General features: G+C 58.5%; 11 protein-coding genes. 6 read left to right on the top strand and 5 right to left on the bottom strand.

The window, feature by feature from the left end:
• Window positions 1–684: 684 nt before the first annotated feature.
• On the bottom strand, window positions 685–1,563 hold the full coding sequence (locus tag DW003_RS09330; protein WP_118388808.1) for an ATP-dependent sacrificial sulfur transferase LarE: 879 nt from the start codon (window positions 1,561–1,563) through the stop codon (window positions 685–687).
• A gap of 168 nt (window positions 1,564–1,731) precedes the next feature.
• Here DW003_RS09330 and DW003_RS09325 point away from each other — a divergent pair, with 168 nt between their 5' ends.
• A complete protein-coding gene (locus tag DW003_RS09325; protein ID WP_118388806.1) occupies window positions 1,732–2,382 on the top strand; it encodes an HAD family phosphatase in 651 nt (216 codons plus the stop codon).
• A gap of 201 nt (window positions 2,383–2,583) precedes the next feature.
• Here DW003_RS09325 and DW003_RS09320 read toward each other — a convergent pair whose 3' ends face one another.
• Both DW003_RS09320 and DW003_RS09315 read right to left on the bottom strand, forming a co-directional pair.
• Window positions 2,584–3,789 carry an ATP-binding protein gene (locus tag DW003_RS09320; protein WP_117759248.1) on the bottom strand — a complete coding sequence of 402 codons (1,206 nt, stop codon included), beginning with the start codon at window positions 3,787–3,789 and terminating at the stop codon, window positions 2,584–2,586.
• A gap of 214 nt (window positions 3,790–4,003) precedes the next feature.
• Window positions 4,004–5,143 (bottom strand): LacI family DNA-binding transcriptional regulator, encoded by a 1,140-nt coding sequence (locus DW003_RS09315; RefSeq protein WP_233545566.1) that lies wholly within the window; start codon window positions 5,141–5,143, stop codon window positions 4,004–4,006.
• A 312-nt stretch (window positions 5,144–5,455) separates the two neighbouring features.
• Here DW003_RS09315 and glmS point away from each other — a divergent pair, with 312 nt between their 5' ends.
• On the top strand, window positions 5,456–7,303 hold the full coding sequence (gene glmS, locus DW003_RS09310; RefSeq protein ID WP_118388802.1) for a glutamine--fructose-6-phosphate transaminase (isomerizing): 1,848 nt from the start codon (window positions 5,456–5,458) through the stop codon (window positions 7,301–7,303).
• Window positions 7,304–7,414: 111 nt separating this feature from the next.
• On the opposite strand, the gene DW003_RS09305 is transcribed toward glmS, so the two are convergent.
• Window positions 7,415–8,116, bottom strand: a complete 702-nt coding sequence (locus DW003_RS09305) for a GntR family transcriptional regulator (protein ID WP_118388800.1) — start codon at window positions 8,114–8,116, stop codon at window positions 7,415–7,417.
• Between the two features lie 193 nt (window positions 8,117–8,309).
• Here DW003_RS09305 and DW003_RS09300 point away from each other — a divergent pair, with 193 nt between their 5' ends.
• The 3 genes from DW003_RS09300 to DW003_RS09290 all read left to right on the top strand — a co-directional run bounded on the left by DW003_RS09300 (window position 8,310) and on the right by DW003_RS09290 (window position 11,487).
• On the top strand, window positions 8,310–9,344 hold the full coding sequence (locus DW003_RS09300; protein WP_118388798.1) for a YeiH family protein: 1,035 nt from the start codon (window positions 8,310–8,312) through the stop codon (window positions 9,342–9,344).
• A 265-nt stretch (window positions 9,345–9,609) separates the two neighbouring features.
• Window positions 9,610–10,827, top strand: a complete 1,218-nt coding sequence (locus tag DW003_RS09295; protein WP_118388796.1) for a helix-turn-helix domain-containing protein — start codon at window positions 9,610–9,612, stop codon at window positions 10,825–10,827.
• An 84-nt stretch (window positions 10,828–10,911) separates the two neighbouring features.
• Window positions 10,912–11,487: a hypothetical protein gene (locus DW003_RS09290; protein WP_147352199.1), complete on the top strand. Its 576-nt coding sequence runs from the start codon at window positions 10,912–10,914 to the stop codon at window positions 11,485–11,487.
• 241 nt (window positions 11,488–11,728) lie between these two features.
• On the opposite strand, the gene DW003_RS09285 is transcribed toward DW003_RS09290, so the two are convergent.
• The gene (locus DW003_RS09285; RefSeq protein WP_118388792.1) at window positions 11,729–12,250 is read right to left on the bottom strand and encodes a nitroreductase family protein; all 522 of its coding nucleotides are present in this window, start codon (window positions 12,248–12,250) and stop codon (window positions 11,729–11,731) included.
• Window positions 12,251–12,541: 291 nt separating this feature from the next.
• On the opposite strand from DW003_RS09285, the gene DW003_RS09280 reads away from it, so the two are divergent.
• On the top strand, window positions 12,542–12,832 hold the full coding sequence (locus DW003_RS09280) for a CDP-alcohol phosphatidyltransferase (protein ID WP_118260475.1): 291 nt from the start codon (window positions 12,542–12,544) through the stop codon (window positions 12,830–12,832).
• The last annotated feature ends 175 nt before the right edge of the window (window positions 12,833–13,007 follow it).

Here is a 13,007-nt window from a genome sequence, read left to right as displayed (position 1 = left end):
CGTCGCGGCCCTGTTTGCGTTTCCCCAGATAAAACCTGCCCAAATAAACCTGTCCCTTTTTGGCAAGATGCGGGTCAATGCCCGTCAAACGAAGTTGCGGTGGAATAGTTCCTGTTTATGCCCGATAGGCTGCAAAACAGGAACTATTCCACTGCAACTTAGGGTGCGGTTGGGGTGTATGCGTTTTGAGAGCAGGACCCATGGTTAGAGAGATTACGCTCGTCTCTCTAAATGTCTCTCTAAAGAGAAAGTAGGCTAGAGAGATAGTCTTAGGTAATCTAGCAGTGAATTCGATACATCTCTCTAAATGTCTCTCTAAAACAAGGTGCTTATCTCTCTAAAGTTAGAGAGATAAATCTATTGGTTTAGAGAGACGGAATGCCAATGCTGCCGGATAAAGGACTCATTGAAGTAATGGGTTCATCGACGAGCTGTAACCGCCGCTATCGGAAAAAGTAGGTGCGGCCGAGACGCCTCTCAAGTGCCTCTCGAAGTTAGAGGGGTGCTAGAGAGGCAGTTGTCTTGCGACATTTTCCCAGATAAAACCTGCCAAAATAAACCTGTCCCTTTTTGGCAGGTCTGCGGGTCAATGCCCATCAAACGAAGTTGCGGTGGAATAGTTCCTGTTTGGGCCCGATAGGCCGCAAAACAGGAACTATTCCACCGCAACTTATTTGGGATGCGCTATTGATTCATGTTGCCATGGATGTAGGGGGTGACCTCGGGGGAGATGTGGTCGCAGCCCAGCTCGCGCAGCGCGGACTCGATGGCGGCGGGCAGCGGGGTTTTGCCTTTGTCGTCGACGGCGGCACCGCCGAGGGCGGCAATCTTGGCAACATCTGCGGGTGCGGCCTCGATATGCATGCAGCCGCCGACCAAGCGCGCGCGTACCTGTGCCAGATCAAGATCGTGCAGGTAATCCTCGCAGGCGCGAATCAGGGAGACCTTCTCGCACGTAAGCTCCTCGCCCGTGGGGACGCGCGTGGCAAGACATGCTCCCGCCGGCAGGTTCCAGACGGGGTATCCCCAGGCGCGTAGCAGCTCGCGCTCTTCGTCCTTGGTAAAGCCGACCTCCATAAGGGGTGAGCGTACGCCGAGCTCTTCTGCCGCACGCATGCCGGGGCGGTAGTCACCGCGATCGCTTGCATTGCTGCCATCGATGACGGTGGGAAAGCCGAGCGACTTGGCGTGGTTGACGATAGCGGTAAAGCCGGCGTGCTTGCAGTGGTAGCAGCGATTAGCATCGTTGCAGGCTACTTGGGGGAGCTGCAGCTGATCCACCGAAAGATTGAGCACGGGGAGCTTAAAATGCGGCCCCTCATTGGCCTGCCCATCAACGGACTGCTCAAACGAAGCCTGTTCGGGCGTGCCGATGAGCGGCGTGGTGAGATGGACGAGGAGGGTATTGGTAGGCATGATGCGGGCGCATACGGCGGCCAAAAAGCTACTGTCGACGCCACCGGAAAACCCGATAGCCACGCGCCCGTATGCCAAAAGCAGCTGTTCGAGCGCCGATAGCTTGTCTTGAAGCTCCTCTGCGGGCGCCGTGGTGTCTAAAATCATGAAACGTTCCTTATCGTTGAGTACTCGGTCGAAAACTATAATCCTAATGCGTTACTTGCCATAAGACTTCTACCTATGTAACGAAAGTGCAATATGCTATATACGTTATATACAAGTTTGTAAAGTGCGGTAGAGTGTCAGTAACGCAATCCGGTGAGGGGGACCGATATGATCAAGGCTGTTATTTTTGACATGGATGGAACGCTGGTCGATACCGAGCGTTTGGGGATTAAGGCCTGGAAGGCAGGCGCTGCCGAGCTGGGGCTCGCGATTGATGAAGCACTGATCCATCAGTTTATCGGCCGCACGCTGCCCGATGTTATGGACATCCTTGATAAGCATTACGGTAGCCACGAAACCACCGAGGCGATCTATCATCGCCACAAGGAGATTCGCGACGAGATGGTCAAGACCGATCTGGAGCTTAAGGCCGGCGCTGCCGAGTGCCTAGACGAGCTGCTGACTGCGGGCTATCACGTGGGGCTTGCGACGTCGTCGCGCCTCGTTACGGCCGAGCGCAACCTTAAGATGGTCGGTCTTTTTGACAAGTTTGAAACGGTGACCTGCGGCGATGACGTCGTGCACGGCAAGCCCGATCCCGAGATGTATCTGCTCGCCTGCGAGCGCGCGGGCTTTGCTCCCGAGGAATGTGCCGTGGTCGAGGATTCGCGCAACGGTTGCGTCTCGGGCATCACGGCTGGATGCCATGTCTTCGCCGTCCCCGATATCGTGCCGCTGCCGCAGGACGTGGTGGATGGCTGCGAGGCCGTGCTCGATACGCTGTTCGATCTGCCGGCGGCGGTCAAGGCCGTGCGCTAGCGTTTGCACGCGAGTCGCCATGCCCCGCGCCCGATCTCGCAGGACGGTGGCGGCAACGGCGCCTGCGTGGAGGGGCTGACACAGTCAGCCCCTCTTATCACGCCAAGATTGCTGTTTTGGCCGATAAGAGGGGCATTGTGCTTTAAGCGACTGGGGCTGCGGCCTTGGTAAGGAGCTGGCGGAGGGTTATGACGTTACAAGTTACTCCAGGAGCCAGTCGATCACGTTGCGCTTGCGGACTCCTTCGTAGTTCGCGTCCGCAAACAGCGTGTCGAGCGTAAGAAGCGTCTTGGGGTAGTTGTCTCGGACCTTCTTAAAGGGGGCCAACTCTCGATTGAGGGTAGTTTCGTCGAGCGTTGTGGCTGAAACCTGAAAATAGGCTGTCTCGTCTGACTTTAGGGCAACAAAATCGATTTCCCCGCCGTCGATATCGCCCACGTAGACGTCGTATCCACGGCGTAGGAGCTCGAGATAAACAACATTTTCGAGGATATGACCGATATCGCTGCTTTGGGTTTTGACGAGAGCGCCTCTAAGTCCAAGGTCAACGGCGTAGTATTTGCCGTTTGTTGAAAGAAGCTGCCGACCGCGCACGTTATAGCGCGGAGCAAAGTACAGCACAAGGCTGTCTGTTAAGCCTTTGAGGTATTTGGCTACGGTTTTCTGGTCGGTTTTGTTGCCGTTGGACGAGAGCGTGTCGGAGATTTTTTTAATCGAGATCCGGTTTCCAATGCTATGGAGTAGGAACTTGGTGATATCGCGCAGGGTCGGGACGTCCGAGACCTTCAGGCGTTCGATAACGTCGCGTATGACGATGGTATCGTAGAGGCTCATAAGATAATCGCGCGCCTGGGGTCCCTGAATACCCGTCTCGGCGATAAAGGGAAAAGAGCCCCTGGTTATGTACTCGTCAAACAACTGCGCGGGAGCCTTTCCGTCATTGGTTTTTGCCGAGCAAAACTCTTTAAAGGATAGGGGCAGCATCTTGAGCTCTACGTAGCGGCCGGAGAGCAAAGTTGCCAGCTCGCTCGAGAGCAGATAAGCGTTGGAACCGGTTATGTAGAGGTCGACATTGTCCTTGATAAAAAGACTGTCGACGGCTTTTTCGAAATGCTCGACGTGCTGTATCTCGTCCAGAAAAACGTAGTTCATCTTATCGGGGACGAGTCTGGCGGAAATGTAGTCGTAGAGTGCTCTATATGACGTAAGCGACTCGAACTCCAGGTCTTCAAAGTTGAGGGATATAACCTGGTCGCCTGTGATTCCATGATCGCGCAGGTAGCTACGGTAGATTTCGAATAGCTTTGATTTGCCGGACCTTCGCACGCCCGAAACGACCTTGATGACGTGCGAGTCTTTCCACGAAATGAGCCAGTCGAGGTATTGTTTGCGATCAATCAGATTCATGAAACCCCTTTCTTGGCGAGAAAAAACTGGAGCAAAATCAATACTTATAGGAAATATCTAAAAATATGGAATTGAGTCTATTTTAACAAAAAAGTTAATGAAAAAATGGATTACATTCCATAAATATCCGTAGTCGCAGGTCCGGCTAAACGGGGAGGGAACATGGGGCCAGCAAAACGCCGCAGCGGGACTGTTCCCGTTGCGGCGTTTTTTGTTACAGGTAGGCGCCCAGGTTGATGTCGGTTATTGGGGCCGCGGATGGGCCCGTCGGGTGCTGCTCGGCCTTTTGGGTGCTCACACGTTCGAGCAAGAAGGGGCGCACGAGCTCCTGACGGTTAATGTCCTCGGTGGCCGTGGCCGTGGCCGTGGTGACGGTACGCGCGGCGGAGCCGATGCGGACTCGTTTGGTCTTGGCGGCAGGTTTATCCTCGATTTGCTCTATGAGCAATTGAACGCCCTTGCGGCCAATCTCGTAGCCCGGGGGTGCCACCGTGGTGAGGGGGACCGACCCGCTCCATGCAAGCGGGTTGCCGTCGCAGCCGGCCACGCGAACCTGTTCGGGGACGGTGATGCCTTTGTCGGTCAATGCCGAGATAACGCCCGAGGCCAATACATCGGTAAGGCCGATGACAAAATCGGGGCGTTCGTCAGTAGGACGCTCGGCAATCTGGGCGCCGATGCTGTAGCCGTCGGCAGCGGTATTCCATTCGCCGGCGTCGATGACTTCGATCTTGATATCGGGATGCAGGGCAAGTGCCTTGTGGATGCCAAGGACGCGCAGAGTGAGCTGCATGAATGCTGCTCGACCCACAACGACAATATGGCGTGCGCCGCGGGCGATGGCGAGCTCGGCGATAATGCGCCCCTGTGCCTCGTTGTCGGCGGCCACGTAGTAACCGGGTTCTGAACAATGGACGTCCAGATGGACGATCGGCACGGGCATTTTAGTCATGGCCGGGTGCCAGTCGGGGGATGCCATGGGCTGAACCATGACGCCGGACATCTGCGTGCCCATAAAGTAGCGCAGGTAATGATCCTCGAGAATATCGTCGTTATCGGCATTGGCGATGAGCAAGTCATAGCCGTGCTTGCGTGCCTCGTTGTGGGCACCGCTGGCGATTTGGAGCGAAAAGCCGTGATCGAGACGGGGGAGCACCAGGCCAAAGGACTTGGTGGCGCCGCCCGCGAGCTGACGAGCGCTTTGGTTGGGCAGGTAGCCCAGGCGATTGATGGTCTCGTTGATGAGCCTGAGGGTCTCGGGGCGCAACTTCTCGGGATGGTTGAGCGCGTTGGAAACCGTGCCCAGCGAAACCCCGGCCTCGCGCGCGACGTCGCTGATTTTAACCTTTGCCATAGCGGCCCCTTTGATGCGTTTCAAGTACAAACCAGATTGTAGCATCCCAAACCTACCAAAAAGGGACAGGTTTATTTTGGCAGGTTTTATCTGGGGAAACGCTGTTGCCAACGCGACCACCACGAAGGGGACAGGCACCTTTGTGGTGGTTTGGACCGGTTGGGCATGTGTGCATCGGGTGGTATCTAAGTTGAGATACCACTTCTGGTATATCAGCTTGCGCTTGCGTGAGTACAATACTCGAACGTTATACGTCTCAGCGCCCCCTGTGCGTGGACGTCTTGCAGTCACGCGAACGAAGGGATTTATCCTATGTGCGGAATCGTCGGCTACACCGGCTCTGATATTGCAAAGAACATCCTGGTCACGGGCCTCAAGCGCATGGAGTATCGCGGCTATGACTCCTCGGGCGTCGCGCTCGAGGTGGGCGAGGGCGCCGCGGCGCACCTCGACGTCATCCGCCGCGTGGGCAAGGTCGCGGGCCTGGAGAGCGAGCTTTCCAACATCGACAGTGACGCTACCTGCGGTATCGGCCACACCCGCTGGGCCACCCACGGCAAGCCCTCCGTCGTTAACGCCCATCCCCACACCAGCTGCGACGGTCGTATCGCCATCGTCCACAACGGCATCATCGAGAACTTCGCCGAGCTGCGCGAAGAGCTGGAGGGCCGCGGCCACCACTTTAAGAGCGAGACTGATACCGAGGTCTTCGCGCATCTGATCGAAGAGGCTTATGCCGAGACGCACGACCTGATGGCCTCCGTGCGCGAGGCGTGCACCCACGTGGTCGGTGCCTATGGTCTGGCCGCCGTGTGCGCTGACGAGCCCGGCGTGATCGCCGTGGCCCGCAAGGATTCCCCGATCGTGGTCGGCGCGGGCGAGACCGGCGCCTATGTCGCCTCCGATGTCATCGCGCTCATCGACGCCACCCGCGATGTCGTGGTGCTCGAGGACGGTCAGTTTGCCAAGCTCACGCCCGCAGGCGTCGAGTACACCGACGAGGCCGGCAACGTTATCGAGCCCAAGGTCACTCACATCGACTGGGACCTGGACATGGCAGAAAAGGGCGGTTATCCCGACTTTATGCTCAAGGAAATCCACGAGCAGCCGCGCGTCGTGCGCGACACACTGGTCGGTCGTATGACGCCGGCCGGCGAGCTCGACATCGATGAGCTGGGCCTTTCGCTCGAGGAGCTCAACGACATCGATCGCGTCTACGTGATCGCCTGCGGCACCAGCTACCATGCCGGACTCATCGCAAAGAACCTTATTGAGGGCTGGGCTCGCATTCCCACCGAGGTTGAGGCTGCCAGCGAGTTCCGCTATCGCAACCCCATCATCACGCCGACGACGCTCGTCGTTGCTGTGTCCCAGTCGGGCGAGACGGCCGATACCCTCGCCGCCATTCGCGATGCGCGCATCAAGGGCGCCAAGGTCTTTGGCATCACCAACGTGGTGGGCAGCCCTGTGGCGCGCGAGAGCGACGGCGTCATCTATACCAAGGCCAACAAGGAGATCGCGGTCGCCTCGACCAAGAGCTTCATCGGCCAGGTTGTGAGCCTGACGCTGCTTGCTCTGCTGCTGGCGCAGGTCAAGTACCGTCTGACCACCAAGCAGACGCGCATGATGTTTCGCGAGCTTTCCGATACGGCCGAACAAATCCAGTGGATTTTGGATACGCAGACCGAGGCCGTGCACGAGGCCGCCCTGCTGTGCAAGGACGCGCAGTCGGCGCTGTTCGTGGGCCGCGGTATGGGCGCTGCCATCTCCTACGAGGGCGCACTCAAGCTCAAGGAGGTCAGCTACCTGCACGCCGAGGCGTATGCCGCCGGCGAGATGAAGCACGGCCCCATCGCGCTGATCGATCCGGGCTTCCCCGTCATCGCCGTGGCCACCAAGAGCGCCACTTACGACAAGACCGTATCGAACCTTATGGAGTGCAAGGCGCGCGGTGCCAAGGTCATCGTCGTTGCCACCGAGGGCGACGAGGAGATCAACAAGATTGCCGACTGTATCATCCGCGTGCCGGCCGTCCGCGACGTATTCAGTCCCATCACGGCGAGCGTCCCGCTGCAGCTGCTCGCCCGCGAGGTCGCCATCCTGCGCGGCTGCGACGTTGACCAACCTCGAAACCTCGCTAAGAGCGTGACCGTGGAATAGTTGGTTCCGCCGTTCTAGCGAACAAGGCCCGGCTCCGTTGTGGCGGAGTCGGGCCTTGTTTCATTTGCCCAGATAAAACCTGCCAAAATAAACCTGTCCCTTTTTGGCAGGTTAGCGGAGCTTGCTGGTCTCGAAGTACTTGGGATATTGGTCCAGGACCTCGGTCTGGTTGCGGAACATCATATGCAGGTGCTTGCTCACCAAAAAGCTCGCTTCGATGGGGTCGCGACCGGCGATAGCGCGGCGAATCTGCTTGTGCTCGTTCACGATGTCCTGATTGTCGAGAACCTGTGTGGCGGCGCGCAGCCAGCGGAAGCGCTCCAGGTCGGCATTGGTCTCTTCGAGCCACGACCACACGGTGCTGCGACATGCGATGCTAAAAATCATGTGATGCATGAGGTTGTCGCTCAAAAAGAAGCCGATGCGATCCTCTTCGGCCATGGCCTTTTCCTGCAGCGCGATGGCGCGGTCGAGCTGCTCGATGCCGGTCGACGTGGCGCGCGCACAGCACTCCACAATCACCTGCTTTTCCAGATGCTCGCGGATGTAACAGGCACTCTCGGCAAGGGTGAGGTTGATGGGTGAGACGTAGGTACCGCTCTGGGGCACGGTGCGCACCAGGCCCTCTTGCGCCAGACGCACCAGTGCCTCGCGCACAGGGGTGCGCCCCATATCCAGGTCGTCGCAAAGTTGCTTGACGCCCAGCTTTTCGCCCGGCTTGTAGTCCAGGTAGACGATTTTGCGTCGAATGGTGTGGTAGGACTGGTCCTGTAGGCTCGTTTCCTGCTCGCCGACGTGCATCGATTCTTCCATAGCGCCTCGCAACTGTTCTATCAAACTCATATGTCAGTTGTTAATTATGCCGCGAATCAGCTCTCCGCGGTGGGTAATTCGACTGTTGCCCAAGAACTATTGCGGCATCTTAGTCTTTGTTTGCGCAGGGCTGTGCTCAATGTTGCCGTATCATAAGCCGTTGCAAACGTGAAATAGAAAGAAGGAACCCCATATGCAACTGGCGAATATCGTACGCGAGCGCTGGAAGGGCGTCTTGTTCTGCCTGATCGTCGCCATCCCCGCGACGTTGCTCGGCAAACAGATTGAGGTGGTCGGCGGGCCGGTGTTTGCCATCCTCTTTGGCATGGTCCTGGCGCTCGTCTTTCCCAAGAATCGTCGCGAACAGCTCGCCGCCGGTGTCACCTATACGTCTAAAAAAGTCTTGCAGTACGCGGTAATCCTGCTTGGCTTTGGCATGAACCTCTCGCAGATTCTGTCCAAAGGCGCTCAGTCGCTGCCGATTATCGTGGCGACGATCTCGACCTCGCTTGTCATCGCCTTCGTGCTCTGCCGCGTTATGCGCGTGCCGGGCAAGATTGCGACGCTCGTGGGTGTGGGCTCGTCGATTTGCGGCGGTTCTGCCATCGCCGCGACCGCGCCCGTCATCGATGCCGACGATCGTGAGATTGCCCAGGCTATTTCGGTCATCTTCCTGTTTAACGTTATCGCGGCGCTCGTGTTTCCGACGCTCGGCGGCATGCTCGGGCTGACCAACGAGGGCTTTGGTCTGTTTGCCGGCACCGCCATCAACGACACTTCGTCCGTAACGGCTGCGGCGAGCGCTTGGGACAGCATGCATCCCGGTGCCAATGTGCTCGAGAGCGCCACGGTGGTCAAGCTCACCAGGACGCTGGCCATTATTCCCATTACGTTGGTTCTCGCATGCTGGCAGATGCATCTGGCGCGCAAGGCCGGCGGCGACGCCAAAAGCACGTTCTCGCTTAAACGCGCGTTTCCCATGTTTGTGCTGTTCTTTGTGCTGGCGAGCGTAATCACCACGGTGCTTCAGCTTCCCGCGTCCATTACGGCGCCCATCAAGGAGCTTTCGAAGTTCTTTATCGTGATGGCCATGGCGGCTATTGGCTTTAATACCGATATCGTCGAGCTGGTCAAAAAGGGCGGTAAGCCCATCGCATTGGGCTTTTGCTGCTGGATTGGCATTGCGTGCATGAGTTTGGGAATGCAGCACGTGCTGGGAATCTGGTAGAGAAGTAGCTTATTTGCGTGCTGCATGCTGGTGAGCGCATGTCCGCGGTGGAGCGATAGGAGCTCTTGCGGGTATGGCTTGTCCGCAGGTTTATAGGTCCCGAAGAGCTCTTATCGCCCCGCCAGGATGGCGATGCGGGGCAACTCATATACTCGCAGGACGGCGGCCTCTGCCCTATAGTGTTTGGTGAGCAATATCGTTCAATTTTGAAACACTCGCCCGCGCGGCCGTCGGTGGCGGCGTGGCGTCGAGGACGGGACGCAATATGAACAGTGACGCCAAGCTACAAATCTTGATCGAGGCCTTGGCTGCTGCCGGGGCCTCGGCGTTGGCAATCGATGGGCATGGACACGTGGCGATTTCGACCATGGATGATGTCGCGCTCGAGCAAGATGTCGCGGCATTTGTCGCCGAGCGCCTGGGGCGCGTGGGCAACGGCACGCGTCTGGTGATGGGGCATGCGGGAGGGCGCTTGAGCCTCACGGTGCGTCCGGTCGCCAAGGAAGACGGCGCGCTTTGGGTGGTCGTGATCCGCGAGGTGCGCGGTGTGGCGGCACACGCGGGCATTGAGTGGCTTAACGCAGATGAGGTCGAGGCGCGCTACGAGGCAAGCGCGTACGGCATTGTCGAGGGTGCCGCTGCGGTCTCTGGCCCCGTCTGCGAAAGCTATGCTCGCGGCGTGCCCCTCATGTTGGAGGGCGAGCTGGGTGCTGGCCAGGCAGAGATTGCAAAACGCCTCTATCTGGATGGGCCTTATGCTGACGAACCCTTTGTGTCCGTGGCACTTGACGAGCTCACAGATCGCGGCTGGCGCCATCTCCTCAAAAGCTCGGAATCGCCGCTGTTCCAGGCAAGGCTGACCCTTTGTATTGGCGGCTGGCATGCACTTTCGCCGCAGCGTCTGCGCGAGCTTGTCTCTACGATGACCGACACGGCGCTGGCCGCGCGTTGCCATGTGGTTCTGACGGCAAACGATATGCCGGGCGGTGGCGAAAGCGATCAGGCCGCTTTTGTAACCGAGCGCTTGGCGTGCGCAGTGAGTGTGGCGCCTGCGATTGCCGAGCAGGGTGGCGCATCGAAAAAGGTTGCGCAGTATTTGTCGTATCTGTCAGATGTCTTTGGAACTACCGCTCCGAGTATGTCTGAGGAGGCTGCCTCGACGCTCAACGGCTATCGCTGGCCACGCAACTATCTGCAGCTTCGCGAGGTCTCGGAACGACTCTATATATTAGTAGGGTCGGGTGTGGCGGAGCGCGCGGTGGCGGAGGAGGTGCTCGCCCAGGAGGATGTCATCAAAACCGCAACCTTTGGCACTCCGACGCTCGACAGCGACCTGTATATCCTGCGTCCATTGACCGATACCGAACGCGACATCGCGCGGCTGGTCGTAGGCTACCTTCAGGGCAACCGGACCCGCGCTGCCGAGGTGCTGGGAATAAGCCGCACGACCCTGTGGCGCTTGCTGAAGGACGACGACCGCTGAGCGAGGCGCTCGTGACCGCGTGCGGCGCGTGTGATACAGTCCAAAGCAGTAATGTTTCGATTGCGTTACGGCGTGCGGGGGCGTATGGCGGAGACTTCAAAACCAAATCGGGCTCGAAAGCCCACGGTGCCGGTCAACCGTCGCACGACTTCGCGGACGTGGGGCAAGCACGCGTCGGGGTTCGACGGTTCGTTCAAGCGCACCAAATACGGCTACCCTTCGGCAAGCGCTCGCTTGGCCATACAGGCCGAATCGTCGCTGTGGGGGCGCAAGCGCGTGGTGGGCTCTAAGCTCAAGCACGACGGAACACTGGGCTACATCGGCCGCGGCGCTGCTCGCCGTAGCGGCCTCAATCCCGCAGGCTGGCATCGCTATGTTCCGATCGCGGTCGTTGTTGCGGTGGTTGTCATCGCGCTCGCGGCGCTTGGTTACGCCGGCGGCGGGGCCAATCTGGACGCAATGTTTAAGTCTCCCGAGCTCGCGCATGCCGGCACGGAGCTTGTCGAGGGCGCTCAGGCCCAGACGGGCGTGGCGCCTCAGCGTGGTATCGTTGCGGCGGCCTCCACTATCGCCGATGCGCAAAAGGACGAGGACGAACAAGGCAGCGAAGCCGAAACGACTCACACGAACGAAACGACGACAACTCCATCGGCAAGATAAGTTGCGAGTGGGGCAGCAAATTTGGGACGGGGCCTTTTTAAACTGCCCAAGTGTCGAATGTCAACAGTGGTGCACCCGATGTCAGTCACCAACAGCGAGCGAACCGCATTTGCGCCAAGGTGACGTGAAATGAGAGGGCGCTGACCTTTTGGTCGCGCCCTCGAAATTGAACGTCAGATTGGCGTGAATGCGGCTCGCGCAGCGTCAGCGGGGCCGCCGTTCGTTAGAACGGCGGAACTAATTACCTGACGTACACGACGTTGTCGCGGCGCGGCTTTGCCTCGGGGAGTGCGTCTTCGGCATAGCCCAGAGTGCAGTTGCCCACACCGCGCAGGCTTCCGTCGGCGGGCAGACCCCACTTGGCCAGCAGTTCCAGTCCCTCGGGTGAGTCAAAGACCTCGTGCGCGCGGTGGATCCAACACGAATCGACGCCCAGCGCATAGGCTGCGTTGAGCAGGTTGCCCATGGCGAGCGAGCCGTCTTCCAGGTGCGTGGGCACACTGCGGTCGACGAGCACCACCACAACGGTTTTGGCGCCGTAGAAGGGATCTCCCTCGCTGCCCATAACTTGGGCGTTGAGCTGCGAGAGGCGCTCGACGGTTGCGGGGTCGGTAACGGCGACAAACGTCACCGGCTGGCGTCCCATGCCGCTGGGCGCGTACTGGCCTGCCTCGATAATGCGTGCGAGCTTTTCTGCCTCGACGGGGCGATCGCTGTATTTGCGGCAGCTGCGGCGGTGGATGAGCGCCTCGATGGTCTCCATGTGTCCTCCTGACGTTGGTTTCGATGCCTCGTTCTTACCCGCCGAACCAAAATCGTAATCGCGCAGCCGGCCCCAAACAACGCAAGCTACCAAGTGGAAAAGTTGGTTTGCATAAAACTTCAGCCAGAATGTGACAAACCGGTGGGATGATTAAACGTTTTATCCCGTCTACCCTGCGGTTTTTTACCACTTGCCTAAATGATGCGCGCATAAGCTCTGATAAAGGTTTTACTAAAGGAGTGCCAACGTTTATCAACGCGCCATGGTGGCGCCGGGCCAGGAGGTAACATCATGTTCCAGGCTGGAGATGTCGTCGAGACCGACTTCGAAGGATTTCTGAAGCTGCTGCGTTCCAAGACGCGCGCTTTCGTGTCGATCAACGATCACGAGTACTACATCACGCACACCGATGGCTATTGGCGTGTTCAGGATTGCGAGGCCCTCAACGATAAGGGCCACTTTACTGACTGCTCCGAGCTGGTCAACACGGTCTGCGAGGTCGTCGAACTGCCGTGGATCTGTGGCAAGAGCCTGCACGACAGCTTCTCGGGCGCCACGGTCTACGAGGCCGTCGCTGCGTAACAGCCAACAATCGATATTCTCTCGCAACCGCCGGCGCCGCCCCGCGCCGGCGGTCTTTTTTGTCGATATGTTGTTATGGGTCGCACGTCTTGCACGGCCGCCCTTGACGATAGTCAAAACTCGGAGGTGCAGTGACGGTTGATTTCCGATCTCAGCCGAACACATTGAGCAAATA

It is taken from the genome of Collinsella sp. AF36-3AT (assembly GCF_003475205.1).
GTDB classification, from domain to species: Bacteria; Actinomycetota; Coriobacteriia; order Coriobacteriales; family Coriobacteriaceae; genus Collinsella; species Collinsella aerofaciens_AF.
Note: the sequence above shows the minus strand (reverse complement) of the source record. Positions and strands in the feature narration are given on the sequence as shown.